Raw genomic sequence first — 26318 nt, 5'->3', positions numbered from 1 at the left:
CAGAGACGATAGGAACGGCCGACTCCGCTTGAAAAAGTAGGACCTGTGACCCTTATTGAATTAACGCGACCTTTTGCAGGCGATCTCTGCCGAGGGTCCGGATGGGATATCCTGCGAGTCTGCATCATCGAGGGATCCCAACGTTAAGTCTATGCGTTAGGGCCTTCGAGGAGTTCGCGAGTGACTACGCTCAAGGAGTTCGAAGAAGCCCTGCGAGAGCAGGGCATGCACATGGCCTTGGCCGTCCTGGAGAGACTTCGTCAACAGGACAGGGCGAAGAGGACGATTGCTCCTGCACGCCGGATCACCGGCCGGAAGATGACGCCGGAGCTGGCGCGCAAGATCCTGGAGCTTCACGCGACCACCGACATGACCCAGCAAGAGATTGCCTTCCAACTGGGAGTCAACCAGGGGAGGGTCAATGAAGTGGTCAAACGACAAAGATGGATCACTGACGATCCGAACGCGCCGGAGGCCATCGCGCGGGATAAGGCCAAGGCGCGGATGGCAGGTGGCGATGACCGGAAGCGACCAGAGCGCCGCGCGATAAGAACCGTCTCTGCATCCCAGAAGAAGAGCACGAAGCCTAAGTCGAGTAATCAGGCGCAGCTGCTGCTGGGAGATCTGTAACGAGAGCTCGCTGTACGGTTACAGTCCAGAAAAAACCCCGCCCAAAGGGCAGGGTTAAGTGATCTCCTCGCCTTCGGTTGTCAAGCCGAAAACGCGATCATTAGGACATGCCTTCAAAGTAAAGTCAAACGACTTTCAAGGGCTCGCCAATCCAGCAAATTTCTGAACTTTCGGATAATATTCTTTGAGACAAAAGTAGTACTACCTTTGAGCCCATTGAATACTGCTCAAATATGTAGGTGTTGCTCGTTTGCCATAGCATTCTGAAGCGGAACAGGCGTAAGTTTCTACCGTGAGTCCACATCAAGGGGTTACGGTTATGAGAAAGTGCGTACTTAGCCTCCTCGCAGGGGTTGCAAGCGTGACGCTTGTTGCAGCCGCTGCCTCCGCTGCCGACCTTCCACGCCAGGCTCCGCCGCCTGCCCCGATCATTGCTGCGCCGATCTTCACCTGGACCGGCTTCTATATCGGTGGCAACCTCGGTTGGGGTTGGCGCAACAGCAACAATGACACTGTGTTCCTCGGAGGGCCTGGCGTTCCTGCTGGCCTCGCCGGTGGCACGCTCATCTTCGATAACAACAACGACGGCGCCTTCACCGGTGGTGGCCAGATCGGCTACAACTACCAGATCGGCAACTTCGTGATCGGTGTCGAAACCGACATCCAGGGCATCGACAACGGCAACAACACCGCGGTGTTCATCCCGGGTCCGGGCTTTGCCGGCACCTTCGTGCCCGGCCGGTTCGAGAGCTCCGCGGATTGGTGGGGTTCGACGCGCGTGCGCGCCGGTTTCGCCGTCGATCGCGTCCTGATCTACGCCACCGGTGGCGTCGCCTACACGGACAACGATACCGGCTGGGCACTCGGCGGCGGCATCGAGTGGGCATTGCCGACGAACTGGAACCTGTTCGGTGGCAACAGCGCCGTCACCCTAGGCCTCGAGGGCCTGTGGGTCAGCATCGATCAGGGCAACAACAACAATGGTTCTGTTGGGACCTTTACGCCGGTTGGCGGCGGGCCCGTCAATGTGTTCCTGCCCCAGACCAACAACGATCAGGACTTCTTCGTCGCCCGTGCCAAGCTGAACTTCAAGTTCGGCACGTATTGATCAACGCGACCCGACAAACGAAAGGCCCGGGGACTCTCCCGGGCCTTTTTTATGTTTTGCCCTTGCGGAGAATGAACCCGCCATTCATCGAAAGGGCGGAGTGCCGCCACGATCTCGCCCCGTATCCGACGAGTTTCCTATGACAATCCTGCCCGGTTATCCGATCCCATCGCGGGCCGCCCATGATCGCCACGGAAGCTCCATCGACGGACATTGCCCACCCAGCCCTGGCGCTGGCCCGCTTCGGCCTCGGCGCCAGGGGGAATGATCTGGCCGAATCCCGCTCGGACGTGAGGGGCTTCCTGGGCCAGGACATCGAGCAGTGGCGATCCGCTCAAAGCCAACTCCAGAGCACGCCGGAGATTCTCGGCGCGCTCCAGCAGGAAAACCGCCGGGTAGAACTGGCGCGATCCTGGCGAGCCAGCCCCTACGACCGCCAGGACGGCGCGCTCCTGTCGCGTGCGATGGACGAGTTGGACACCTCCGACCGGCCCCTGCCGCAGGCAGAGGCGCCGAAGAACCTGATCCCGCAGGACACTTATCGCGATGAGGTGTTGGCCCGCGCCAAGACGGTGCTGGAGGCGAGGAGTGGTTTCGCCGAGCGCATGGTCTGGTTCTGGAGCAACCATTTCGCGGTTTCCACTTCCAAGAGCAATCAGGTGCAGTCCATTGCCGGCGCCTTCGAACGCGAGGCGATCCGGCCACATGTGTTCGGGCGGTTCGCCGACATGCTCTTTGCCGCCGAGACGCACCCGGCGATGATCTATTATCTCGACAACAACCAGTCGATCGGCCCTAACTCCAATGCCGGCCAGAGGCAGCGCAAGGGGCTGAACGAGAATCTCGCCCGTGAGATCCTGGAACTGCACACCCTCGGGGTTTCCGGCGGCTACGGGCAGGGGGACGTAACGAGTCTTGCCCGCGTCATCACCGGCTGGACGGTGGCGGGGCCGGAAGGGAAGCTCGGACGTCCGGGCTCGTCGATCTTCAATGTGGGTCTGCACGAGCCCGGCGAGCATCGTGTGCTCGGAACCTATTATCCGGATTACGGTCCCGACCAGACGAGGGACGTCTTCGACGCCCTCGCGCGTCATCCATCCACGGCGCGACACATCGCGTTCAAGATCGCGCGTCGTTTCGTGGCCGACGATCCGCCCCCCGCTCTCGTGATCCGGCTCCGGGACGTGTTCCTGGAAACCGAGGGTGATCTCGCTGAGCTGTCCCGCGCGCTGCTCGACTCTCCCGAGGCCTGGACGACGGAGACGCGCAAGATCCGCACCCCGCAGGAGTTCGTGTTCGCGTCGCTCCGCCTCATCGGGACGCCCCCGGAGAACCTGTGGGTGGTGGTCAACCCGCTCAATGCGCTCGGCCAGAAGCTCTGGGACCCTCCGGGGCCGAACGGCTATCCCGACACGGCGGGCCACTGGGCCACGCCGGAAGGCATGAAGACACGCCTTTACGCCTCCGCGCGATTGGCGCAGCGCGCCGGGCGGCTCGATCCGATGGAGCTGCTAGAGGCGAGCCTCGGCGACTACGCGTCGCCGGAAACGCGTCAGGTCGTTGCCCGCGCCGAAAGCCGTCAGCAGGGCGTCGCGCTTTTGCTGATGTCCCCGGAATTTCAGCGGCGCTGAGCACCGGAGCGGGAGGACGACCATGTCAGACCTTTGCGAGAACGACGTCAGCCGCCGCGCCGTCCTGGGCGCCGCCGGCGCTCTCTTCGCCTGGAGTTTCGTACCGAAATTCGCCTATGCGGCGGCGGGCGCGCGGGACGCACGCTTCATATGCATCGTCCTGCGCGGAGCGATGGATGGCATGTCCGCCGTCGCACCCGTGGGCGACCCGGATTATGTGGGCCTGCGCGAGAGCATCGCCCTCTCCACGGAGGGCGGCAACCCGGCCCTTCCTCTCGACGGGTTCTTCGCGCTGCATCCAGCCATGCCGAACCTGCTGCGGCTCTATAAGGCCGGGCAGGCGACGGTGATCCACGCCACGTCCACCGGCTATCGCGACCGCTCGCATTTCGACGGGCAGGACGTCCTGGAGAGCGGTCAGCCGGGGCCGGGGCGCACTGAGACCGGCTGGATGAACCGCCTGCTCCTGACCCTGCCGGAAGGGGAGCGCATCGAGCAGCACGGTGCGCTTGGCATCGGCCCGGTGCCGCCCTTGATCGTGCGCGGTCGGGCCCCCGTCACCGGCTGGGCGCCGGCCATTCTCCCCAAGGCCAAGGAGGATCTCGCACAGAGACTTCTCGATCTCTACGCCGTCCGCGACCCGGAGCTGGGCGTGCAGCTCCGGAGCGGCCTCGAAACGGATCGCCTGGCGAGCCGCATGGGCGGCATGGCGGGCCAGCCCGGAGGCGGTGCATCCGTCGCCATGCGTCGTGTGGCCGAAGGGGCCGCGCGCCTCGTGAACGCGGATGATGGGCCCCGCATCGCGGCGCTCGCCTTCGATGGGTGGGACACGCATGCCAATGAAGGTGGCGCGACGGGCCAGCTCGCTCAGCTCCTCGGCGGCCTCGACGGGGCCTTCGCGGCCTTCGAGGCCGGGCTGAAGGAGCGCTGGGCAGATACGGTCCTGATGGTGGTCACGGAGTTCGGGCGTACCGCACGGGTCAACGGCACGGTGGGGACGGACCACGGCAATGGCACCGTGGCGTTCCTCCTGGGCGGCGCCGTCAAGGGCAGGCGAGTCATCGCCGATTGGCCCGGCCTCAAGCCGGAAAACCTCTTCGAAGGCAGGGACCTTCGCCCCACCACGGACATCCGTTCCGTCGCCAAGGGCGTGCTCGCCGACCTGTTCGGAATTTCCGCCGCACGGCTCGCCGATGACGTGTTTCCCGACACGCCCGACCTGAAGCCCATGCGGGATCTCGTCGTGTAAGAGAGGAGGCGAAGATTATTTACATCTTCGCGCCCGGCTGCTCCTTCAGGTGGATGCGCATGACGATGTCCTGATCGTAGTTCCCGAAACCGCGGCCGAAGATGTTGATGCCGCCAGGGTGGCGAGCCGTGTCGTCGATCCCGATCCTCAGGCGAATGCCGTGGTGCTTATCGAGTTCGAGCTTGTCGAGCGTCACGTCGGAGATCTGGACATCGTTAACCGACGTTCCGCTTCGGGTGATCTGCCAGGTCACGAGCTTGCCGTACTGGGAGCCTTCCAGCTTCCACCAATGCGGCGTGTAGAGTCCGCGCTTGTCGCCGAAGTCGCTCGGCGAAATCCAGCTTCCCACCTTCACGTTGTTGATCCAGAGGCTGATCTCGGACGGCCAGTCCAGGCTCGTGCCCGGAACCTCGGACGAGAGCTCCATGACGAATTCGAGCCTGTCGATCTTGGCGCCGAGCACCTTGCCGTTGTTGGGAAACTTATATTCGACGAAGCCCCGCCTGAACCAGATCAGGGACGCATTCATGCGATGCGGATCGAGAAAGAGATCGGGCACATCGAGAACGCCCAGGACGCTCTCCGTGGAGCAGAGGCCGCAGGGGGCGCTCACATCGCAGCTCGTATAGAGGCCGATGGGCATGGAGACCTCGATGTGGTCCTTGCTCTTGAGCGGATCCTCGTCGTCGAAGCGGATGATGATCTCGTCGTAGCGGATCGAGCAGACTTTCTGCTGGCCTTTCGAAGCCTTGATGGTTTCCGTCTCGATGAGTCCGGCGCGCTCCAGCACCTGGACATGGGTCGCGATCGTGGATTGAGGCAGATCCAACGCATCGCTGATTTCGTTGACGTTCAGCGGACCCTGCGCCCGCAGGAGCTTGAGGATCCGGATCCGGCCGGGTGAGGCGATCCCTCGCAGAGTCTCAGAGCTCTCCTCTGCGACCAGGGTCAGGAACTTTCTTTTGAATGTCGACATGGGCGGCTCAACTGGGAGGTTACAGAACGCAAGGCATCCCGCATGAACCTTTATGTATCGAAAGTTTCGATATGTATCAATGCTACTGTTGACCGATCCCAGAAACTGAGGGCTAACTAAGAAAAAAGATAAAAATCAACCAAGGAGGAGCGCCAATGCGAATTCTACGCCTGCTTACCGTTGCCACCGGTCTGGCCCTGGCAGCGACCACCGCGATGTCTCAAACCAACGTCCCGGGCGTACCGCGCAACGAGACGATCATTCTCGAAAATCCGGAAGGCACGATCAAGAATCCCGGATGGTTCAACATCTGGACCATCAATGCCGGCGGTCAGTACACCGGCCTGCACCAGCTCGCGCTCGATACGCTCTGGTACATCGATCCCGAACGCGGTCTCGATGGTGTCTGGGAAAACTCGCTCGCGGCGGAAAAGCCGATCTACAATGCGGACTTCACCGAGATGACGGTGAAGCTGCGCCCCGGAATCTATTGGAGCGACGGCGTCGAGTTCACGCCCGACGACCTCATCTACACGGTCGAAACCCAGATCAAGAATCCGGGCATGCGCTGGAGCGCTCTGCTGGCGCTCAACGTCGAGAGCGTATCGTCGCCGGAGCCGTGGACGGTCGTGTTCAAGCTGAAGAAGCCGAACTCGCGGTTCCACTCGCTCTTCACGGTGCGGTTCAACGCGATCTGGATCATGCCGAAGCATGTCTTCGAGAAGGCCGCCGATCCGCAGAGATTCGACTTCAATCCGCCGGTTTCGCTCGGCGCCTACAAGATCCACAGCTTCGATCCGGATGGAAAGTGGTACATCTGGCAGAAGCGCGACGACTGGCAGCGCACGACCCTGGGGCGCTACGGCGAGCCGGGCCCGAAATACGCGGCCTATATCGACCCGGGTCCGCCGGACAAGCGCGTGATCGCGCAGCTCAACCACAATCTGGACGTCGTGCACGACATCGCCCCCGAGGGCATGTTCACCCTGACCAAGCAGTCGCCGAGCCTCAAGACCTGGTTCCCGAACTTCCCATTCGCGCATCCTGATCCGACCCTTCCGTCGGTGATCTTCAACATGCAGAATCCAGCCTTCCAGAACCGCGACGTGCGGTGGGCGCTGGCTCTGTTGATCGACGTCAAGGCCGTGTCGATGGCCTCCTATCGCGGGGCCGCGACGCTCTCGCCGATCGGGATCCCGCCCACGGGAACGCATCCGGACGATTACCACATTCCGCTTCAGGAGTGGCTCGCCTCCTACGAGATCGATACCGGCAAGAGCAAGATCAAGCCGTATGATCCGACCATCGGCAACCAGATCGCCGACATGCTGCGTCCCACGATGAAGGACCAGATCCCGACGGATCCGGCGGAGATCAGGAAGGCGTTCGGCTACGGCTGGTGGAAGCCCAACCCGCAGGCGGCGACGGAGCTCCTCGAGAAGGCCGGCTACACGAAACGCGGCAATGCCTGGTACACGCCCGACGGCAAGCCGTTCTCCATCAAGCTCATGGTCGAGGGCGACAGCCGTCCGATCCTGACCCGGGCCGGCACCATGATCGTGCAGCAATGGCGCCAGTTCGGCATCGATGCGAAGACGGAAGTCGCCCAGGGCACCACGATGCTCGACCGACGCATCGCCGGCGACTTCGAGACGCTGATTTCCTGGAGCGTCGAGACTTACGGCGGCCATCCCGACCTGTCGTTCTTCCTGGACAGCTGGCACTCCCAGTTCGTCGCAGCCCCGGGCAAGACGCAATCGCCGCGCAACTGGCAGCGGTGGAGCAATCCGGAACTCGACAAGATCATCGAGGAAGTGCGCCGGATCTCCTTCGACGACAAGCGCACGGTCGAACTCGGCCGCGACTACGCCAAGCTCATCGTACGCGAGATGCCGATCATCCCGCTGATGGCCTACAACGTCTTCACGGCCATGGATGAGACCTATTGGACCGGGTACCCGACGGCGGAGAATCCCTACGCCAATCCCGTGCCGAACTGGGGCAATTCCCGCTCGATGATGGTGAAGCTGAAGCCCAAGCAGCCCTAGCGCACAGACAACTCCTTACTTTCCTCAGACAAGGAGAGGTCCATGAGGGCTTACCTGACCTATCTGTCCAAGCGGCTGGTGCAGTTCGCGGTCGTCGTCTTCGTCGGGATCAACATCACCTACCTGGTGACGCACATGACCCCGATCAATCCGGTCGAGCAATCGATCTCGGCTGCGACGACCTACGGGGCGACCAGTCCGGAAGCCATCGAGATGATGCGGCAGTCGCTGCGCCAGCTCTATGGTCTCGAGGGCACGCCCTGGGAACAGTACGTGTCGTTCTGGAAGCGGGTTTTGGTCGGCGACTTCGGCCCCTCCTTGTCGGCCTTTCCGACACCGGTCTCGCAGCTCATCCTGCGAGCCCTTCCATGGACCGTCGGATTGCTGCTGGTCTCGACGCTCCTGACCTGGATTCTCGGCAATCTGCTCGGCGGTCTCGCGGGCTATTACCGCAACAGCCGCATCCTCAAGGCATTCGGCGTCCTGAGCATGGGGATCCACCCGATCCCATACTACGTCGTCGCCTTCGTGCTTCTCATCATCTTCGGTTTCCTCTGGCCGGTTCTGCCGATCAGCGGCGGCGCCACCATGGCGTCGGACCGCTCGAACACGTTGGCATTTGCTCTCGATGTCGTGGTCCACTCCATCCTTCCCGTGCTGTCGCTCATGGCGGTCGGCATCGGCGGGTGGTTCATGGGGATGCGTGCCCTCGTGTCCAACATCGTGACTGAGGACTACGTCGTCTATGCGGAGCTGGCGGGCGTCAATCGCGGCAAGATCCTGCGCTCCTACGTGATGCGCAATGCCCTCGGCCCTCAGGTCACGGGCCTCGCCCTGCAGCTGGGCGCCATCTTCAACGGCGCGATCATCACCGAGCAGGTCTTCGGTTACCCGGGTGTCGGATCGCTCTTGATCAGCGCGGTCCATGCCGGTGACTACAGCCTGGTTCTCGGCATCACCACCGTCTCGATCGTGGCCGTCTCCGCCACTGTCCTGCTGATCGATCTTCTCTATCCGCTGATCGACCCGCGCGTGGAGGCACGCTGATGAACACCCTCAGGATCCTTCGCGACCTTTTCCGGTACAATGGCGAGTTCGCCATCGGCCTGATGCTCGTCCTGATCGTGCTGGCCGTGGCCGCCTGCTCGTTCTTCTCACCCTATCCGCCCATGGACGTCTACGTCGTGCCGCCCGACGTGCCGCCGTCCTGGGAATATCCGCTGGGCACCACGTCGCGCGGGCAGGACGTGTTCTGGCAGCTGACCTTCGCGATCCGCAACACCCTTCTCTTCGGCATCGTGGTGGCGGCGCTCAGCCGCGTCATATCGCTTCTGGTCGGGCTGATCTCCGGCTACAAGGGCGGCTGGGTCGACCGCGTCCTGATGTCGATCAACGACACCTTCGTCGTCGTTCCGCTCTTTCCCATCCTGGTGCTGTTCTACTTCATCATGCGGGATCAGATGACCTGGGCGATGCTCGCCATCATCACCGCGCTGCTCGGATGGGCCTACGACGCGCGCCTGATCCGGTCCATCGCCATGAGCCTGCGGACCCGTGAATTCACCCGCCAGGCGGTGTTCTCCGGCATGAGCACCCGCAAGATCGTGCTTCAGGAGCACCTGCCGTTCGTCCTGCCGATCGTGTTCTCGACGACCATGAACAACATCAACTGGTCGATCGGCATCGAAGTGACCCTGTCGGTTCTGGGCTTCACCGACATCAACACGCCCACCATCGGCGGGATGATCTACTGGGCGAACCAGCATACCGCCCTGGTGTCGGGCATCTGGTGGTGGATCACATTCCCGGTCCTTCTGGTGATCATGCTCTTCATCGGGCTGTTCCTGCTCGCCATTTCGATGAACGAGTACATCGATCCGCGCAGCCGCCTCAGCCGACTTGGGGGGGCGGCATGATCGCAGAACTTCGCTCCATCCCATCGTCCGCCGAGATGAAGGCACCGCAGTCCGTCCCTCTGCTCACGGTCGATGGCCTGAAGGCCTATTACAAGGTGAAGCTGTTCGGCATCGACCGCGAAGTGCGGGCGGTCGACGACGTCAGCCTGAGGATCAACCGCAACGAGATCTACGGCCTTGCGGGTGAATCGAGTTCCGGCAAGAGTTCCCTCATCAAGACCATCGCGGGCGCCATCCGTCCCCCGCTCAGGGTGGTCGAGGGTTCGGTGCGCTTCTCGTTCAAGGACGGGGATCGGGACATCTATAGGCTTTCGCCGCGTGAGTTGTCGGCGATCCGCTGGAGCCACCTGTCCTACATCATGCAGGGCTCCATGAGCGTGCTGAACCCGGTCCGGCGGATCAAGCACGCCTTCGCGGATTTTGCCTTGCCGCACGTGGCCGCCAAGGGCGCCGATTTCACGGGCCTCGTGGAGCGGCATCTGAAGCGCCTCCACCTCGATCCCGCGGTTCTGCAAGCCTATCCGCATGAGCTGTCCGGCGGCATGCGGCAGAGGGTGACCATCGCACTGGCAACCATCTGCAGCCCGGAATTCATCATCGCCGACGAGCCGACGACCGCACTCGATGTGATTGTTCAGAAAGGCGTTCTCGCGATGATCCGGGAGATCCAGCAGGAGTTCGGATCGTCGGTCCTGTTCGTGACCCACGACATGGCGGTTCACGCCAACCTGACCGATCGCCTCGGCATCATGTATGCAGGCCGTCTGGTGGAGGAGGGCAGGACCAGGGACGTGTTCAGGAGGCCGCTCCATCCCTACACCGCGCATCTGATCTCCAGCTTGCCGCGCATCGGGGACGAGGCGCCGAAGAAGGGGCTCGAAGGATCGCCTCCGAGCCTTGCCGATCCCCCGCCGGGCTGCCGGTTCCATCCTCGCTGCCCCCTTGCCATCGATATCTGTCGTCGCGAGGCCCCGCCCATGGTCGAGCTCCTGCCCGGGCATCGGACAGCCTGCCACGTTGCCCAAGCCGATCCCGCCAGGGTTCGGCCGGTCGCATAAGGAGGCGAGCGCATGAGGCCGAATCTTCTCGACGTCGAGCACGTCAACAAGATCTTCACGAGGGGCGGTTTCGTATCGCGGCGGGTCAATCATGCCGTGAACGACGTCAGCTTCTCCCTGGCGGCGGACAAGCCGGAGGTGTTTACCATCATCGGCGAGTCGGGCAGCGGAAAGACGACCCTCGCGGGCATGATCCTGAACAGCCTGTCCCCCACGAGCGGTCGAATCCGTTTTCGGGGAAAGGATCTGCGCGAAATCCGCAGCCGCCGCGCCCGGCTCGAATTCATGAGCCATGTGCAGGCGATCTTCCAGAACCCGTTCGATGCCTTCAATCCTTTGAAGCGCGTCGACCGCTACCTGTTCAGCGCAGCCCAGCGTTTCGTGGAATGCCGCACGTCCGAGGCGGCGGCGGAGCGGGCGGACGAGGCCCTGCACAAGGTTGGCCTGTCGCTCGCGGAGGTGCGGGGGCGCTATCCGCATGAGATGTCGGGCGGGCAGCTCCAGCGCGTGGCGATCGCGCGTGCGCTCGTGTCCAATCCGTCCCTGATCGTCGCCGACGAGCCGGTCTCGATGATCGACGCATCGCTGCGCGTGACGGTGATCAACCTGTTCAGGAAGCTCCGCGACGAATTCGGCGTGTCGATCATCTACATCACGCACGACCTGGCGACCGCTTATTACATCAGCGACCGCCTGATCATCATGCAGAAGGGCAGGGTGGTCGAAGGCGGCGACGCGCGGACGGTGCTGGCAGCGCCGCAGCATCCCTACTCCATCAAACTTCGCCAAGCTGTTCTGTCGGTGGATGACGCCTGGCGGGACGACACCTTCACGGGCGGCATGCCCGCAACCGCCACCTGATCCACTCCTCAGCCTACCGACGTTCAAACAAACCGAGACCGCACCTCACTGATCGGAGCCTCCCTATGAAAGAAGCCAAAGTCACCATTGACCGCGATTTCTCCATCGCGGAAACGGATCCCCGACTTTTCGGGGCCTTCGTCGAGCACTTGGGGCGGTGCGTCTATGGCGGTCTTTACGAGCCGGGCCATCCAAGCGCCGACGAGCATGGATTCCGCAAGGACGTGCTTGAGCTCGTCCGTGAGCTCGGCCCGACGATCATCCGCTATCCGGGTGGCAACTTCGTCTCCGGCTACAACTGGGAGGACGGCGTCGGCCCCGTGGAGAACAGACCGCGCCGGCTCGACCTCGCCTGGATGTCGACCGAACCGAACACGTTCGGCACCAACGAGTTCATGGACTGGTGCCAGGCGGCCGGCGTCGAGCCCATGATGGCCGTCAACCTCGGCACCCGAGGCCCCGACGATGCCCGCCGCCTGCTGGAATACTGCAACTTCCCGGGCGGGACGGAGCTGTCGGATCTGCGCCGCTCCCATGGCTGGGAAAAGCCGCACAACGTGAAGTTCTGGTGCCTGGGCAACGAGATGGACGGTCCATGGCAGATGGAAACCAAGACGGCCTGGGAATATGGGCGGATCGCCTCCGAGGCCGCCAAGCTCATGAAATGGATCGATCCGACCATCGAACTCGCGGCCTGCGGCTCCTCCTCGCGCAACATGCCGACCTTCGGTACCTGGGAAGACACCGTGCTCGAGCATTCATTCGACCACGTCGAGTACATCTCCCTGCATACCTACCTGAACAACTACGCGGACGACACGCCGGCCTTCCTCGCGAGCCCGGACCTGATGGACAGCTTCATCGAAGAGGTCGTGGCCATCGCGGACGCGGTCGCCGCCCGGCGCCGCTCGTCGAAGCGGATCATGCTCAGCTTCGACGAATGGAACGTCTGGTACCGGACCCGGCGCAAGAACGAAGGCCGGGTGAAGCTCGGATGGCCCGTCGCGCCCCAGATCCTCGAGGAGATCTACAACATGCAGGACGCGCTCGCCTTCGGAGGCGCCTGCATCTCCCTGCTCAACCATGCGGACCGGGTGAAGTCGGCCTGCCTGGCGCAGCTGGTGAACGCCATCGCGCCCATCATGACCGAGACCGGCGGACCCGCCTGGCGCCAGACGATCTTCTATCCGTTCAAGGACATGAGCACGCTCGGCCGCGGCACGGTGCTGCAGACGAAGGTGGTCTCACCCACCTATGAGACGACCTACTACGATCCGCGCGGCACGTCCGACCTGCGGTTCCCAATGTCGGAGGTGCCCTATCTCAAGGTGTCGGTGGTTCACAACCGCGACGAGGATTGCATCACCATCTTTGCGCTCAACCGAAGCCTCGACGCGAGCCTCTCGATGGAAGCCCTCGTGCGCGGCTTCGAGGGCCTCGTGGTCCAGGATGCCCACCAGCTCCGCAACGACGACCTGATGGCCGTGAACACGAAGGACGCACCGGATACGATCAAGCCGGCTCCCCTGGAGGGTGTGGAGATCTGGGGAGAGCAGGTTCGCGCCAAGCTCGCACCGGCTTCCTGGAATGTCATCCGTCTGGGAGTTCAGAAGCAGTAAGGACCAGAACGAGCCTGACGCGGCGGATCGCGTCGGCGAAATAAGCGGAGATCCGGAACATCGGACGTGACAGGAAGACCTGCTTTCAGGCCGGATGCTCTGCTCCCTCACCAGCAAGTCGTGCGGATCTCAGGATCCGCACGATTTTCCGTTCCGAACCTGTTCGTGTGACCGATCCTGTTGCGCTCGGCATTGCCTGCAATGGTCGGAACCGGCGAGGTCGCACGTCCGTATCGGCACCTGCGGCTGGTTCCGCTGGTGCCTGGGCTTAGGCCGTCCTGAGGTGAGGCACGAGGTGGACCATCTTTCAAGATCGTCATCGGCCCCTTGGGCCTCGGACGCGCTACGGGTCCTGAAGCGGCCTCATGCCGTTTCCATGTTTCAGTGGATGGGCGAAATGGCCAAGCCGCGCCTGGAAGGGGTAGCCGCGACCATGTCCTTTAAGGGGATCTCTGGTCGCGGCCCCGGCCCGTGTTTGCCCCCACGGGAAGCTAAGCCCTAGACCCTGAAAACATGACTTCAATGAGGCGCAGGTCGGGCCGTGAATATTTTTCAAAAAAACTTCGGAACCGAATCCGACCTTGGGCGTTTATTGACATCTCCGGTCATTTTGCCCCTACGGCCGGACACCTTAAAGAGCACCTCCGGGTGCTCTTTCTTTTTGAGTTTCCTCGCTCTTTTCCTCAGATGCGAATCGCCGGCGAGCTTAAGCTTATGAATCGCGAGTCCCATCTTCAAGGGTTCCAGGAGCAGTAAAGTCTGCAAGGCTCCGATTTTCGGCTTTCAGACGAAGCCCGAGCTCACGAGAACGTGCGTTCGTCCGCGATCACCTTGCCGTCATTCGGAAGGCTTCCGGGGCTGATCAACATGACCGAGCCTCGGAGCTTGAGGATGGTCTGCAGCGCCTCCGCGAGCGTAGCCGCGAGAGCATCGCTCGGATTGTCCGTTTCCGCCATCAGGGTCATGACGTCCGTCTCGCCGTCGCGGGTGACGACGAGGCGCAGGCGGCCGAGTGCGGGCTGTCGCCGGCCGATCTCCGCCACCTGCTCGGGCCGAACGAACATCCCTTTGACCTTGGTGGCCTGATCGGCGCGCCCCATCCAGCCCTTGATGCGCATGTTCGTCCGGCCGCAGGGGCTGGAGCCGCTCATGGCTGCCGTCAGGTCTCCGAGGGCAAGACGGATGAAAGGACGGTGCCGATCGAGCGTCGTCACAACGATCTCGCCTACATCGCCCTCGGGAACCGGATCGCCCGTGCCGGGCCGCACGATTTCGACAATGATGTCCTCGTTGACGACAAGACCTTCGCGGGCCGGAGTTTCATAGGCGATGAAGCCCAGATCCGCGGTGGCATAGGCCTGATAGGCCTCGATGCCCTTGGCGGAAAATTCGTCCTGCAACGATTTCGGAAAAGCCGCGCCAGAGACGAGCGCCCGTCTGATGGATGAAACATCGCGTCCGGACGATGCCGCGCCGTCGAGCAGGATCTTCAGGAAATCCGGCGTGCCACAATATGCGACGGGGCGATAGGCCTCGATCAGCTCGAATTGCTGCTCGGTGTTGCCCGGACCCGCCGGTATGACGGCGCAGCCGAGGGCGCGCGCGCCGGAATCCATGATGAAGCCTCCGGGAGTCAGGTGGTAGCTGAAGGTGTTCAGCACCACGTCGCCGCGCCGGAAACCGGCCGCGAAGAGGCCGCGCGCCGCGTTCCAGGGATCGGGCGCATCGGCTTCCGGCTCGAAGATCGGGCCGGGCGAGGTGAACAGGCGCCCGAACGAGCCCGGCGCACCGGGGACGAACCCGCCGAAGGGAAGGGCCGCCTTCTGCAAACCCGGCAGCTCGGATTTGCGCAGCACCGGCAGGGTGGCAAGGGCCTCGCGGCTCCTGATCCCGTCGAGGTCGAGTCCCTGGAGGCGCTGCGCATAAGCCGGAGCCTGCGCGGCCTGCTTTAGGATGTCCGGCAGCATCGCGAAGAGTGCGGCTTCGCGCTCGGCTGGGGCTCGGGTCTCAAGGGTGTCGAAGGCATCGGACAAGGTGGTGTTCCCGACTTTCTGGAGTGTCACGCCAGCCAGCGCTTGCGGCGCTTGTAGCTTTTCACCGCGCGGAAGGATTTGCGGTCTCCCTCGGAGACCCCGAGATAGAACTCCTTCACATCCTCGTTCTCGCGCAGCATCTGGGCCGGGCCGTCCATGACGACGCGGCCCGTTTCCAGGATGTAGCCATAGGTGGCGTATTTCAGCGCCATGTTGGTGTTCTGCTCGGCGAGCAGGAAGGACACGCCCTCCGTCGCATTGAGCTTGCGCACGATCTCGAAGATCTCCTCCACGATCTGCGGCGCGAGGCCCATGGAGGGCTCGTCGAGCAGGATCATGGAGGGGCGCGACATCATCGCCCGGCCGATGGCGCACATCTGCTGCTCGCCGCCGGAGGTATAGCCCGCCATGGAGGATCGCCGCTGCTTCAGGCGCGGGAAGTAGTCGTAGATCGCCTCCAGGTCGCGCCGGATGGCGGCGTTGCCGTCCCGCCGCGTGAAGGCGCCGGTGAGCAGGTTCTCCTCGATGGTCAGATGGCCGAAGCAATGGCGGCCTTCGAGCACCTGGATGCAGCCGCGCCGCACCAGCTCGTTGGGCGAGAGCTTGTCGACCCGCTCGCCCTTGAACTCGATCGACCCCTTCGTCACTTCGCCGCGCTCGGCGTGGAGCAGGTTGGAGATGGCCTTGAGCGTCGTCGTCTTGCCCGCGCCGTTGGCGCCGAGCAGGGCCACGATGCCGCCTTTGGGCACGCTGAGCGAGACGCCTTTCAGCACGAGGATCACGTGATCGTAGACGACCTCGATGTTGTTGACAGTGAGGACGTTGTCGGCGGGTTGCGGTGTGTGCTGCGGCGGCATCTGGACGGCGCTCGACATCGACGAATCCTCCTCGATTTTTCCTCCCCCTTGTGGGGAGGGATTAAGGGTGGGGGTGCCGGCGCTAACCTTCATAGGCTATCGCTCACACCCCCACCTCCAACTCCACCCCACAAGGGGGAGGAGGCTTCGCGGTGTGCTTGAACTAGCTCGCCTTGTCGCAGGCCTCGGTCCGCTTGGGCCAGCCGGCGTTCTTCTCGGCATAGTCCTTCGCGGCCGCATCGAGCTGCGACTTCACGCGGTCTGTCATGGGCTCGATGGGATTGGAGATCTTCACCCATTTCGTACCGTCCCATTCCTGCATGAAGGCGGGGCGGTGGCCGTTATGGTCGCTGCAGGAGAGCACGAGCTGTTCGGTAAAGCCCTCGAGCCCGAGTTCCTTCAGACGGGCCGGATCGAGCTTGATGTTCTCCATGCCGCGACGCACGTCCTCGCCGGTCACGGCCTTCTTGCCCGTGATCTTCTGGGCCTGGGCGATGCCTTCGGCGATCAGGAGCGAGTTGTAGACGCCGCGGTTGTAGAGAACCTCGCCCACCTTGTCCTTGGAGGCTTTGGACAGGCCCTTGTCGACCACATGCTTCTGGATGTCCTGCAAGGCCGGGAAGTTCGCCCCGACGGCGTGCCAGTTGAGCTCCTTGAAGCCTTTCGCGCCGGCGCCGCCACTGCGGGCATCGTCCTCGCTCGGCCACCAGACCGAGTAGAACTTGTCCATCGGATAGCCCGAGCGAACGGCTTCCTTGACGGCGGCGCCGTTCATGGAGCCCCAACCCCACATGATCATGTAGTCGGGACGGTCACGCCGCGCGCTGAGCCATTGCGAGGACTGGTTCTGCATGTCCTGCGCGGCGACCGGGTAGAGCGCCACCTCGAAGCCGATTTCCTTGGCGAGTTCCTGGAGCAGCGGGATCGGCTCCTTGCCGAAGGCGGCATCGAGATGGATGAAGCCGATCTTCTTGCCCTTCAGCTTTTCCAGCCCTCCTTCCTTTTCGCCGATGAACTTGATGATCATCGACAGGCCGTCCCAATAGGTGCTCGGTGGGTTGAACACCCAGGGGAAGATGTCGCCGCGGGCCGAAGCCGAGAGGCCGTAGGCCATGGAGAGGATCGGGATCTTGTCCACGGAGGCGCGCGGGATCAGCGGGAGCGTGATGCCGGTGGACCATGGGTTCACGATGACCGGGTTCTTGCCCTTCACGGCCTCGTAGCACTCGACGCCCTTCTTGGTATCGTAGCCGGTCTCGCATTCCTCCAGCACGAGCTTCACGCCGCCGATGCCGCCGTCGCGCTGGTTCAGCATCTCAAGATAATCGTGCATGCCGTCCGCGATGAAGGTGCCGGAGCCCGCGAAGGGACCGGTGCGGTAGGTGAAGAGGGGAACGTAGATCGAATCCTGCGCAAAGGCGGGCAGGGCCGTGCCCGCGAGCATCGTCGCGGCGGCGAGTCCAAGGCTTATCTTGCGAAACGACATGGTCGCGTTTCCTCCCGTTGTATCGGCCGAGAAGCCGAATTCTTGTTGCCTGTTCCGTCTCCTTTGCGTCCGGCCCTCAATAGGGGAACGGCCAGACCAGGAGCTTCTGCTTGCCGATCTGCCAGAGCCGCGCGAGGCCGTGCGGTTCGACGATCAGGAAAAAGATGATGAGCGCGCCCACGATCATGAAGCGCAGATGCTCGATCACGTCGGCTCCGACCGAGAGGCCGAAGGGCGACAGCATGGCCGGAAGCACGATGCCGAGCACGATGGGAAGGATGAAGATCAGCGCCGCGCCGAAGAACGACCCGATGAGGCTGCCCAATCCTCCGATGATCACCATGAACAGGATGAAGAAGGACTGGTTGATGTTGAACACGTCGTATTCCGCGCCGCCATACCAGAGGAAGACGAGAAGCGCCCCGGCCACGCCGCAGTAATAGGACGAGACTGCGAAGGCGAGGAGCTTGGTCTGGAGCGGCCGGATGCCCATGAGCTCGGCCGCGAGATCCATGTCGCGGATCGCGATCCACATGCGTCCGATGCGGCCATGGACGAGGTTCGAGGCGAGCCACGTGAGCAGGATCACGATGGTGAGCACCAGGAGATAGCGCGTCTGCGGGGTGGCGTTCGGCCCCATGATCGGAATGCCGAAAAGGGTGCGCAAGGGGGCGTCGAGCGCACCCGAGACGTTGTAGTTCACGAGCCAGGGGATGCGGATGAAGCACCATTGCAGGAAGAACTGCGCGGCGAGCGTAGCGACCGCGAGATAAAAGCCCTTGATGCGTAGGGAAGGCAGGCCGAACAGGGCGCCGATCGCGGCGGAGAAGAAGCCCGACACGAAGATCCAGACGATCACGTTCACGCCGGGAAAGGCCGTCATCAGCTTGTAGCAGGCATAGGCGCCCACGCCCATGAAGGCGCCGGTGCCCAGCGACAGGAGGCCCGTATAGCCGGTGAGGATGTTGAGGCCGATGGCCGCCAGCGAGAAGACCAGGAACGGGATCAGCACCGCCTGGAGCAGGAAATTGCTGCCGAAGAAGGCGAGCGCGTAGGCGGCGAGGATGATGAGCGCCAGTCCGATCCGGTCCTCCCTCAAGGGGAAGATCGCGCTGTCCGCGACGTAGTTGGTCTTGAACTGGCCGGCCTCGCGGTAGAGCACTGGGACGTCTCCCTAAATCCGTTCGATGATCTTTTCGCCGAACAGACCCTGCGGCCTGTAGAGCAGGAACAGGAGTGCGATGACGTAGGCGAGCCAGGTCTCGACGCCGCCGCCGACCAGCGGCCCCCAGTAGAATTCTCCGAGCTTCTCGCCGACCCCGACGATGAGGCCGCCGATGATGGCGCCCGGGATCGACGTGAAACCGCCGAGGATGAGAACCGGGAGCGCCTTGAGGGCGATGATCTGGAGCGAGAACGACACGCCCGAGCGCGCGCCCCACATGATGCCTGCCACCAGCGCCACGATGCCGGCGGCGAACCACACGATGACCCAGATCTGGTTGAGCGAGATGCCCACGGAGAGCGCCGCCTTGTGGCTGTCGGCGACCGCACGGAGCGCCCGACCGATGCGCGTCTTCGAGAAGAACACTGCCAGCAGGCCGATCATGATCGACGCGATGATCGCCGCCGCGATATCGAGATGCTGCAGGCGGATGGAGCCTCCGAAGGCACCGATTTCCGTCGTGCCCTGGGGCAGGAAAAGCTGCTCTGTGATCATCTCACGCGGATTGCCGCCGAAGATGAGCTCGCCGAAGCCGATGAGGAAATAGGTGAGCCCGAAGGTTGCCATGAAGAGGATGATGTCGGGCTGGTTGACGAGGGGACGCAGCACCACGCGCTCCACCACCATGGCGAGCACGAGCATGGCGAGAGCCGCCAGGATGAGCGCCAGGAAGGCCGGAACCCCCTTCTCGTAGAGGCCGACCAGGATCAGGGCCGCGAACACGACCATGATGCCCTGCGCGAAGTTGAACACTCCGGAAGCCTTGAAGATGAGCACGAAGCCCAGCGCGATCAGCGCATAGAGCACGCCCGACACCAGACCTTCCCAGAGCGTCTGGATCAGGAGGTCCGGCGCCTCGCCCATGAACACGAAGGGCTCGATGAAGACCTTGTAGAGCATGTCCATCGTCAGGGGCCCTTCAATGCGCCACGCCGAGATAGGCGTCGATCACGCGCCGGTCGCTCTTGACCTCGGACGGCGTGCCGTCGGCGATCTTGCGGCCGTATTCCAGCACCACGACCCGGTCGGAGAGGTCCATGACCACGCCCATGTCGTGCTCGATCAGCGCGATGGTGGTGCCGTATTGCTGGTTCACCTCCAGGATGAAGCGGGACATGTCCTCCTTCTCTTCGAGGTTCATGCCCGCCATGGGCTCGTCGAGAAGCAGCAGTTCAGGCTCCATGGCGAGAGCCCGCCCGAGTTCGACCCGCTTCTGAAGGCCGTAGGGCAGGCGCCCGACAGGAACCTTCCGAATGTGCTGGATTTCGAGGAAGTCGATGATCTCCTCGACGAAGCGGCGGTGCTCGACCTCCTCCCTCATGGCCGGGCCATGGCGGAAGAGCTGCCAGAAAAAGCTCGAATTCATCTTGATCGAACGGCCGGCCATGATGTTGTCGAGGGTCGACATGCTCTTGAAGAGAGCCACGTTCTGGAACGTGCGGGCGATGCCGCCGCGCGCGGCCTCGTAGGGGCGCATCTTCGGGCGCTTCACGCCCTTGAAGGTGATGCGGCCTTCCGTGGGATAGTAGAAGCCGTTGATGCAGTTGAGCATCGAGGTCTTGCCCGCGCCGTTCGGCCCGATGATGGCGCGGATCTCGCTCTTGCGGATGTCGAACGACACGTTGGTGAGCGCCTTCACGCCGCCGAAGCCGAGGGAGACGTTGTCCACGGCGAGCAGCACGTCGCCCTTGCCCATGACGGGATGATCGGGCGCTCTCATTCCGCCGCCTCCAGCACCGATCCGGGCTCCTGCGTCGGATATGCTTCCATGTCCCTGATCCTGACCCGCGCGGAGATCACGCCCTTGCGCCCGTCTTCGAACGTAACTTCGGTGGAGATGTCGGCCTCGGACGAGCCGTCATAGAGCGCGTCGATGAGCGGGGTGTAACGGTCGGCGATGAAGCCTCGGCGGACCTTCTGCGTACGCGTGAGCTCGCCGTCGTCGGCGTCGAGTTCCTTGTGCAGGATGAGGAAGCGCCTGATCTGGGCGCCGCCCATGCGCGGCTCGGAGGCCAGCGAGCGGTTCACCTCGTCCACGTGCTTCTGGATCATGTCGTAGACGAGTGGATGGCCGGCGAGTTCCTGGTAGGACGCGTAGGTCACGCCGCTCCGCTCGGCCCAATTGCTCACCGCCACGAGGTCGATGTTGATGAAGGCCGCCACATAGTCGCGCCCGTCGCCGAAGCAGACCGCTTCCTTGATGTTGGGGTAGAATTTCAGCTTGTTCTCGACGTATTTCGGCGGAAACAGCGCACCGTCGCGCATCCGGCCGACATCCTTGGCCCGGTCGATGATCTTCAGATGGCCGTTTTGGTCGAAGAAACCGGCGTCGCCCGAATGCACGAAGCCATCGGGCGTCTTCGTCTCCGCCGTCTTCTCGTCGTCCTTATAATAGCCCACGAAGATCCCGGGCGAGCGGTAGAGGACCTCGCCGTTGTCGGCGATGCGGATCTCCACCTGCGGGGCAGGGCGGCCCACCGTGTCGGCGCGGATCTCGCCGTTGGGCTGCATGGTGATGTAGACGGATGCCTCCGTCTGTCCGTAGAGCTGCTTCAGGTTGACTCCGATGGAGCGGTAGAAGCGGAAGATCTCCGGCCCGATGGCCTCGCCGGCCGTGTATCCCACCTTCACCCGCGTCATGCCGAAGCGGTTGCGCAAGGGGGCATAGACGAGCACGTTGCCGACCTGCCAGAGCAGGCGGTCCCAGGCGCTGACCCCCGGCTCCCCGTTCAGGATCCTCTCGCCCACCTTGTTGGCGTGCCGGATGAAGAAGTGGAACATGCGCCGCTTGAGGGCGCCCGCATCCTCGATGCGCACCATGGTCAGCGTCAGCATGCTTTCGAAGACGCGCGGCGGGGCGAACACGTAGGTGGCGCCGATCTCGCGGCGGTCTTCCGCCACGGTCTCGGGGCTTTCGGGGCAATTGACGCAGAGGCCGGAGAGGATGGCCTGCGCATAGGAGAAGATGTGGTCGCCGACCCAGGCGATAGGCAGATAGGCGATGATCTCGTCGGTCTCGTCGAGCTTGTCGAAGTCGCAGCCGATTGCGGCGGCGGCGATCACCGCGTCCGAGGTGAGCATCACGCCCTTGGGACGCCCGGTCGTGCCGGACGTGTAGAGAATGATGGCGAGGTCGGAGCCTTTGCCGTCCTGCAGCGCCTGGCCGATGGCCGCCGCCTCCTGCGCATCGGTCAATCGGGCGCGGCCCTCCTCCACGACGGATTCGATGGAGTGAAGCCGACTGTGATCGTAGTCCCGCAGGCCCTTCTGCTCGTCGTAGAGCACACGCTCGAGCTGCGGCAGCTGGTCCGAAACGGACAGGATCTTGTCGACTTGCTCCTGGTCCTGCACGGCCGCGTGCGTCACCTCGGCATGGGCCAGCACATAGGCCATCTCCTCGGCGACGGAATCCGCATAGACCGGGATCGGGATCGCACCGAGCCATTGGGCGGCGCAGATGGTCCAGTAGAGATAGGGGCGGTTGTAGCCGATGACGGCGATCTTGCCGCCGCGCTTGAGGCCCAGCGCCTGCAGGCCGCAGGCATAGGCCCGGACGATGTCGTGCACCTCGCCCCAAGTCCAGGACTGCCAGATGCCGAGGTCCTTGTGCCGAAACGCGGTGCGCGTCGGGCGTACACGCGCGTTGCGCGCCAGCAATTTGGGGAATGTATCCGCGCGCGCATCCGCAGCCGTCGTCAACGACGTCAACCTCCCTGGCAGCCGCGCGTCGAGACGCGTGGTATGGCTTCGCTTCCTCTGGTGCATGGAGTTGTCCTCCATGCCTGTGCCGATCTGTCGCCGGCTTGCCCGTTTCGGGCTTTGTCGGAGGGTATTCTGTCGCGCCCGTCAGGGGACGGCAAGGTGCCCGCCACCGCTACCAAGGGCTAATACAGCGACGGCCGGGTCTGTCACGCCTCCGCGAGGGAGGCCATGCGTCACGGCACGGCCGTCAGAGCAGCGGGTTCGATCTCATGGGACCTGACGAGACGCTCGATGCCGACCGTGTTCTTGATACGGTAGAGCGGCGATTCATCCTCGTCCGACACGAAGCAGACGATGCAATAGATGCGATGATCCGAACTGCCCGAGGACGGCTTGGCGATCCGGACGAGCTGTCCGATGTGGAATGCCTCTTTCATCAGCGCCTCCAATACCCTGGGATGCGATGAACAGGAGCTTGGAGGATCTCAGGCGGTCGGGAATGCCGCCATCAGCCCGTCAAGCTTGGATGTTCTCCCCGACCCCTTCCAGGTTCACCCGGATCAAGACGGATCGCTGAGGCGAAACGATGGCGACTTGACACTTCTGGCACACGCCGCGTCACGATGCCGTTACCCGTGGGCGATCACGTGGAAGAAGCTTCCAGTCACGTTCCGGATGCGGTGCCCGGCCGTGCCCAGATCGTTCCCTTCCGCGTCGGTGATCGTTGCGAAGGCGGCTTCCCGCGAGGGATCGCTCTGCGTCACCGAGGCGTAGTGGAACTCATGGCCGACGAGGCGCTGCCCCGCCGGACCCATGGCGCCGTCCCCGAGCAGATGCGCCACCCGATAGCCGAGATGCATCCTGCGCTTGGCATAGCTCGTCTCGACCGGCAGGAGGCCCGCCATGGCATGCGTAGTTCCGTCGCCATCCTCCAGGGATCGGCCCAGCACCATGTAGCCGCCGCACTCGCCGTGGACCGGCCTGCTCTCGGCAAAGCGGCGCAGTCCGTCGAGGAAGCACGCAGCTTCGGCGATGCGTCCGGCGTGAAGCTCGGGGTATCCTCCCGGCAGCCAGCATGCGTCGCAATCCGGCGGAGGCGGTTCGTCGGCCAGGGGCGAGAAGGGGACGATCTCCGCCCCGGCGGCGCGCCAGCCCGACAGCACATGCGGGTAGACGAAGGAGAAGGCCATGTCCGAGGCCAAGGCGATGCGCTGCCCCGGCGGAGGCAGCGGCTTGGCGATGCCCATGGATCGAAGTCGGGTCGGGCCCGCGAGGGCGATGAGACGGTCGATATCGAGCGAGGATTCAACTGCATTGGCAAGTCCTTCCAGACGCATGCCAAGCTCGTCGGTCTCACCCGCCTGGACGAGGCCGAGATGACGCTCGGGAAGACCGAGCTCGGCATTGCGCGCCATGGCGCCGAGGACCGGCAAGCCGATCCGCGCCATGCCGTCCTCGACCAGCCTTCGGTGGCGCTCGCCCGCGACCTTGTTCAGCACCACCCCGGCCACCTCGATCCGCGGGTCGAAACGGGCACAGCCGAGCGCGACGGCGGCGGCCGATTGCGCATGGCCCGACACGTCGAGGACGAGAATCACCGGCCAGCCGAACAGGGCCGCGATATCGGCGCTGGCGCCGGTCCGGCCGGTCTCCTGGCGGATGCCGTCGAAGAGCCCCATGGAGCCTTCCGCGAGGACGAGATCCGCATCGCCGGCCGCCTGGGAGGCAAGTATCTCCAGGAGTTCGGGTCCCATGGCGAAGCTGTCGAGGTTGAAGCTCGGCGCGCCCGTGGCGGCGGCGTGGAAGGCGGGATCGATGTAGTCAGGCCCGCATTTCACGCCGCGCACCCGAAGGCCCCGACGGGCGAGGGCGCGCTGGAGCCCGAGCACGATGGTGGTCTTGCCGGAACCGGAGCGCGGTGCCGCGATGAGAAGGCCCGGCGCAACGCTCATTGAGCAGCCTCGCTGCCAAATTCGAGCAGATGGTTGGCGATGGCCGAGCGGAAGGCCGCGATGGCCCCGATGGCGACGATCGCCGGCGAGCGGATCAGCCCTTGCTCCGCCAGCTTCGGAAGGGTTTCGAGGGTTCCTTCCACGACGCTTTCCTTGGCGGTCGTCGCCCCATGCACGGCCAGGGCCGGCGTGTCGCCGGAAAGGCCGCCCTCCATGAGCCGCTCCACGATGGAAGGGAGGCTCGACACGGCCATGTAGAGCACGATGGGCGCTCCGGTGCGGGCGAGCGAGGCCCATTCGATCTCTGAATCCGGAGCGGCATGGCCGGTGGCGAGGATGACCGCATGGTTCGATTTGCGCATGGTCGCCGGAACGCCATGGATGGCGAGCGAGGCGAGACCGCTCGACACGCCGGGAATGATGCGGAAGGAAATCCCGGCATCCGAGAGGGCGAGCGCTTCCTCGCCGCCGCGCCCGAAGATGAAGGGATCGCCGCCCTTGAGCCGCAGCACCCGCTTCCCCTCGCGGGCGAGCTGGATCAGCCGCTCGCAGATGTCCCGCTGGACGGCGGAGGGCTTGCCGCCGCGCTTGCCTGCGAATTCGAGGGTGGCTCCCTCGCGGGCCAGGGCCAGCACGGCCGGATCGACGAGGGCGTCGTACACGATGGCATCGGCCGCCGCGAGGGCGTTCAAGGCATGGATCGTGAGCAGGCCGGGATCGCCCGGGCCGGCTCCGACGAGCCAGACGGTACCCGGCGCGAAGGGCGGCGAGAGGCGGGACAGGGAGGTCATGCGGGCCTCCGGACGGGACCGGGGGCCATGATGCGGCTGTTGGAATTCATGGGGACGATGTAAGAGGGCGTATGGACGAGAGTAAACCCGCCGGATCGTTGCGCCGTGGCTGGACCACGGGCGCCTGCGCCACGGCGGCCGCCAAGGCGGCGTATCTGGGTTGGCGGACAGGCGATTGCCCCGATCCCGTCGAGATCGTGCTTCCGGGCGGAGCGCGGCCTGCCTTTGCCTTGGCCGTGCACGAACTTTGCGAGGGCGGCGCCCGGGTGGGCATCGTCAAGGATGCGGGCGACGATCCGGACGTGACGCATGGCGCCCTGGTGGTCGCGACCGTCCGGGGCGGTGCGCCAGGCTCCGGCGTCACGTTCCGCGCCGGCGAGGGCGTCGGGACGGTCACCCGCGCCGGACTGCCCCTGCCGCCGGGCGAGCCCGCCATCAATCCGGTGCCGCGCCAGATGATCCGCGACAACCTCGATGAGGCGGCGCGCAGCGTCGGCGGGACCGTCGATATCGAGGTCGAGATTTCCATTCCGGGCGGAGAGGCGATCGCTCAGAAGACCCTCAATCCACGCCTGGGCATCCTGGGCGGGCTGTCGATCCTCGGCACGACCGGCGTGGTGGTGCCCTATTCGTGCTCCGCCTGGATCCACAGCATCTACCGGGGCATCGACGTGGCCCGCGCGGGCGGCGTCGATCACGTGGCGGGCGCGACCGGCTCGACTTCCGAGAAGGCCGTGCAGATCCTGCACGACCTGCCGGATCATGCCCTCATCGACATGGGCGACTTCGCCGGCGGGATGCTGAAATATCTGCGCCGCAATCCAGTCCCGCGCGTGACGATCGCGGGCGGCATCGCCAAGATGACGAAGCTGGGACAGGGATTGCTCGACCTGCACTCGCGCTCCGGCGCGGTCGATCTCGACTGGTTGGCCGAGCGCCTTGCCGAGGCCGGTGCCGAGCCGCACCTCGTGGAGACGGCGCGGAGCGCCAACACGGCGCTCGAAGTGCTGGACATGGCGAAGACCCACGGCCTTCCGCTCGGAGACATCGTGGCGCAGCATGCCTGGCGCACGGCCGCCAAGGCCCTGCGTGGGGCCGAGATCGCCCTTGAGATCGTGGTGTTCGACCGCAAAGGGCGGCTTGTGGGCCGCATGCCGTTCCACCCGGTTGCCTGAC

General features: G+C 64.0%; 22 protein-coding genes. 11 read left to right on the top strand and 11 right to left on the bottom strand.

The annotated features are described in order from the left end of the window. Positions 1 to 180 precede the first annotated feature (180 nt). From U0023_RS23250 to U0023_RS23235, 4 genes are all read left to right on the top strand, one after another. Entirely contained in the window at positions 181 to 630 is a 450-nt protein-coding gene (locus tag U0023_RS23250; RefSeq protein WP_009764451.1) for a DNA-directed RNA polymerase sigma-70 factor, read from the top strand. A gap of 361 nt (positions 631 to 991) precedes the next feature. Further along, positions 992 to 1738, top strand: coding sequence for an outer membrane protein (locus U0023_RS23245; RefSeq protein WP_052600618.1), 747 nt, complete (start codon positions 992 to 994; stop codon positions 1736 to 1738). Positions 1739 to 1920: 182 nt separating this feature from the next. Next, positions 1921 to 3369 carry a DUF1800 domain-containing protein gene (locus U0023_RS23240; protein ID WP_009764453.1) on the top strand — a complete coding sequence of 483 codons (1449 nt, stop codon included), beginning with the start codon at positions 1921 to 1923 and terminating at the stop codon, positions 3367 to 3369. A gap of 22 nt (positions 3370 to 3391) precedes the next feature. Beyond that, positions 3392 to 4618: a DUF1501 domain-containing protein gene (locus U0023_RS23235; protein ID WP_009764454.1), complete on the top strand. Its 1227-nt coding sequence runs from the start codon at positions 3392 to 3394 to the stop codon at positions 4616 to 4618. Between the two features lie 19 nt (positions 4619 to 4637). On the opposite strand, the gene U0023_RS23230 is transcribed toward U0023_RS23235, so the two are convergent. Beyond that, positions 4638 to 5594, bottom strand: a complete 957-nt coding sequence (locus tag U0023_RS23230) for an ArsR/SmtB family transcription factor (protein WP_009764455.1) — start codon at positions 5592 to 5594, stop codon at positions 4638 to 4640. 155 nt (positions 5595 to 5749) lie between these two features. Here U0023_RS23230 and U0023_RS23225 point away from each other — a divergent pair, with 155 nt between their 5' ends. The 6 genes from U0023_RS23225 (at position 5750) to arfA (ending at position 13096) form a co-directional block, all read left to right on the top strand. Further along, positions 5750 to 7642, top strand: a complete 1893-nt coding sequence (locus U0023_RS23225; RefSeq protein ID WP_009764456.1) for an ABC transporter substrate-binding protein — start codon at positions 5750 to 5752, stop codon at positions 7640 to 7642. A gap of 42 nt (positions 7643 to 7684) precedes the next feature. Continuing rightward, entirely contained in the window at positions 7685 to 8689 is a 1005-nt protein-coding gene (locus U0023_RS23220; RefSeq protein WP_009764457.1) for an ABC transporter permease, read from the top strand. Further along, positions 8689 to 9558: an ABC transporter permease gene (locus U0023_RS23215; RefSeq protein WP_009764458.1), complete on the top strand. Its 870-nt coding sequence runs from the start codon at positions 8689 to 8691 to the stop codon at positions 9556 to 9558. The genes U0023_RS23220 and U0023_RS23215 overlap by 1 nt, the downstream gene beginning before the upstream one ends. A gap of 35 nt (positions 9559 to 9593) precedes the next feature. Further along, positions 9594 to 10616, top strand: coding sequence for an ABC transporter ATP-binding protein (locus U0023_RS23210; protein ID WP_052600619.1), 1023 nt, complete (start codon positions 9594 to 9596; stop codon positions 10614 to 10616). 12 nt (positions 10617 to 10628) lie between these two features. Next, entirely contained in the window at positions 10629 to 11477 is an 849-nt protein-coding gene (locus U0023_RS23205) for an ABC transporter ATP-binding protein (protein WP_009764460.1), read from the top strand. Positions 11478 to 11542: 65 nt separating this feature from the next. Next, positions 11543 to 13096, top strand: a complete 1554-nt coding sequence (arfA, locus tag U0023_RS23200) for an arabinosylfuranosidase ArfA (protein ID WP_009764461.1) — start codon at positions 11543 to 11545, stop codon at positions 13094 to 13096. 800 nt (positions 13097 to 13896) lie between these two features. Here arfA and U0023_RS23195 read toward each other — a convergent pair. The 10 genes from U0023_RS23195 to cobA all read right to left on the bottom strand — a co-directional run bounded on the left by U0023_RS23195 (position 13897) and on the right by cobA (position 25142). Beyond that, the gene (locus tag U0023_RS23195) at positions 13897 to 15129 is read right to left on the bottom strand and encodes a phenylacetate--CoA ligase family protein (protein WP_040638774.1); all 1233 of its coding nucleotides are present in this window, start codon (positions 15127 to 15129) and stop codon (positions 13897 to 13899) included. Between the two features lie 26 nt (positions 15130 to 15155). Continuing rightward, entirely contained in the window at positions 15156 to 16004 is an 849-nt protein-coding gene (locus U0023_RS23190; RefSeq protein ID WP_009764464.1) for an ABC transporter ATP-binding protein, read from the bottom strand. 145 nt (positions 16005 to 16149) lie between these two features. Beyond that, on the bottom strand, positions 16150 to 17472 hold the full coding sequence (locus tag U0023_RS23185; RefSeq protein WP_009764465.1) for an ABC transporter substrate-binding protein: 1323 nt from the start codon (positions 17470 to 17472) through the stop codon (positions 16150 to 16152). A 76-nt stretch (positions 17473 to 17548) separates the two neighbouring features. After that, positions 17549 to 18634 (bottom strand): branched-chain amino acid ABC transporter permease, encoded by a 1086-nt coding sequence (locus tag U0023_RS23180; RefSeq protein WP_009764466.1) that lies wholly within the window; start codon positions 18632 to 18634, stop codon positions 17549 to 17551. 12 nt (positions 18635 to 18646) lie between these two features. Continuing rightward, entirely contained in the window at positions 18647 to 19603 is a 957-nt protein-coding gene (locus U0023_RS23175) for a branched-chain amino acid ABC transporter permease (RefSeq protein ID WP_009764467.1), read from the bottom strand. A gap of 13 nt (positions 19604 to 19616) precedes the next feature. Continuing rightward, positions 19617 to 20417, bottom strand: coding sequence for an ABC transporter ATP-binding protein (locus U0023_RS23170; RefSeq protein ID WP_009764468.1), 801 nt, complete (start codon positions 20415 to 20417; stop codon positions 19617 to 19619). After that, positions 20414 to 22462 (bottom strand): AMP-dependent synthetase/ligase, encoded by a 2049-nt coding sequence (locus U0023_RS23165; protein WP_009764469.1) that lies wholly within the window; start codon positions 22460 to 22462, stop codon positions 20414 to 20416. The genes U0023_RS23170 and U0023_RS23165 overlap by 4 nt, the downstream gene beginning before the upstream one ends. Positions 22463 to 22632: 170 nt before the next feature. After that, on the bottom strand, positions 22633 to 22836 hold the full coding sequence (locus U0023_RS23160) for a hypothetical protein (RefSeq protein ID WP_009764470.1): 204 nt from the start codon (positions 22834 to 22836) through the stop codon (positions 22633 to 22635). A 192-nt stretch (positions 22837 to 23028) separates the two neighbouring features. Beyond that, entirely contained in the window at positions 23029 to 24351 is a 1323-nt protein-coding gene (locus U0023_RS23155) for a cobyrinate a,c-diamide synthase (RefSeq protein WP_009764471.1), read from the bottom strand. Then, positions 24348 to 25142: a uroporphyrinogen-III C-methyltransferase gene (cobA, locus tag U0023_RS23150; protein ID WP_009764472.1), complete on the bottom strand. Its 795-nt coding sequence runs from the start codon at positions 25140 to 25142 to the stop codon at positions 24348 to 24350. Before cobA ends, U0023_RS23155 begins: the two co-directional genes overlap by 4 nt. A 71-nt stretch (positions 25143 to 25213) precedes the next feature. On the opposite strand from cobA, the gene U0023_RS23145 reads away from it, so the two are divergent. Continuing rightward, positions 25214 to 26317, top strand: coding sequence for a cobalt-precorrin-5B (C(1))-methyltransferase (locus U0023_RS23145; protein WP_009764473.1), 1104 nt, complete (start codon positions 25214 to 25216; stop codon positions 26315 to 26317). Position 26318: the final 1 nt, after the last annotated feature.

This window comes from Microvirga lotononidis, assembly GCF_034627025.1.
Taxonomy (GTDB): domain Bacteria; phylum Pseudomonadota; class Alphaproteobacteria; order Rhizobiales; family Beijerinckiaceae; genus Microvirga; species Microvirga lotononidis.
Note: the sequence above shows the minus strand (reverse complement) of the source record. Positions and strands in the feature narration are given on the sequence as shown.

Bases quoted from the DNA above. Each gene is read 5' to 3' on its own strand.
- U0023_RS23240 (WP_009764453.1), top strand. From the start codon at position 1,921: ATGATCGCCACGGAAGCTCCATCGACGGACATTGCCCACCCAGCCCTG.
- U0023_RS23235 (WP_009764454.1), top strand. From the start codon at position 3,392: ATGTCAGACCTTTGCGAGAACGACGTCAGCCGCCGCGCCGTCCTGGGC.
- U0023_RS23230 (WP_009764455.1), bottom strand. From the start codon at position 5,594: ATGTCGACATTCAAAAGAAAGTTCCTGACCCTGGTCGCAGAGGAGAGC.
- U0023_RS23225 (WP_009764456.1), top strand. From the start codon at position 5,750: ATGCGAATTCTACGCCTGCTTACCGTTGCCACCGGTCTGGCCCTGGCA.
- U0023_RS23220 (WP_009764457.1), top strand. From the start codon at position 7,685: ATGAGGGCTTACCTGACCTATCTGTCCAAGCGGCTGGTGCAGTTCGCG.
- U0023_RS23215 (WP_009764458.1), top strand. From the start codon at position 8,689: ATGAACACCCTCAGGATCCTTCGCGACCTTTTCCGGTACAATGGCGAG.
- U0023_RS23210 (WP_052600619.1), top strand. From the start codon at position 9,594: ATGAAGGCACCGCAGTCCGTCCCTCTGCTCACGGTCGATGGCCTGAAG.
- U0023_RS23205 (WP_009764460.1), top strand. From the start codon at position 10,629: ATGAGGCCGAATCTTCTCGACGTCGAGCACGTCAACAAGATCTTCACG.
- arfA (WP_009764461.1), top strand. From the start codon at position 11,543: ATGAAAGAAGCCAAAGTCACCATTGACCGCGATTTCTCCATCGCGGAA.
- U0023_RS23190 (WP_009764464.1), bottom strand. From the start codon at position 16,004: ATGTCGAGCGCCGTCCAGATGCCGCCGCAGCACACACCGCAACCCGCC.
- U0023_RS23185 (WP_009764465.1), bottom strand. From the start codon at position 17,472: ATGTCGTTTCGCAAGATAAGCCTTGGACTCGCCGCCGCGACGATGCTC.
- U0023_RS23175 (WP_009764467.1), bottom strand. From the start codon at position 19,603: ATGGACATGCTCTACAAGGTCTTCATCGAGCCCTTCGTGTTCATGGGC.
- U0023_RS23170 (WP_009764468.1), bottom strand. From the start codon at position 20,417: ATGAGAGCGCCCGATCATCCCGTCATGGGCAAGGGCGACGTGCTGCTC.
- U0023_RS23165 (WP_009764469.1), bottom strand. From the start codon at position 22,462: ATGCACCAGAGGAAGCGAAGCCATACCACGCGTCTCGACGCGCGGCTG.
- U0023_RS23160 (WP_009764470.1), bottom strand. From the start codon at position 22,836: ATGAAAGAGGCATTCCACATCGGACAGCTCGTCCGGATCGCCAAGCCG.
- U0023_RS23155 (WP_009764471.1), bottom strand. From the start codon at position 24,351: ATGAGCGTTGCGCCGGGCCTTCTCATCGCGGCACCGCGCTCCGGTTCC.
- cobA (WP_009764472.1), bottom strand. From the start codon at position 25,142: ATGACCTCCCTGTCCCGCCTCTCGCCGCCCTTCGCGCCGGGTACCGTC.
- U0023_RS23145 (WP_009764473.1), top strand. From the start codon at position 25,214: ATGGACGAGAGTAAACCCGCCGGATCGTTGCGCCGTGGCTGGACCACG.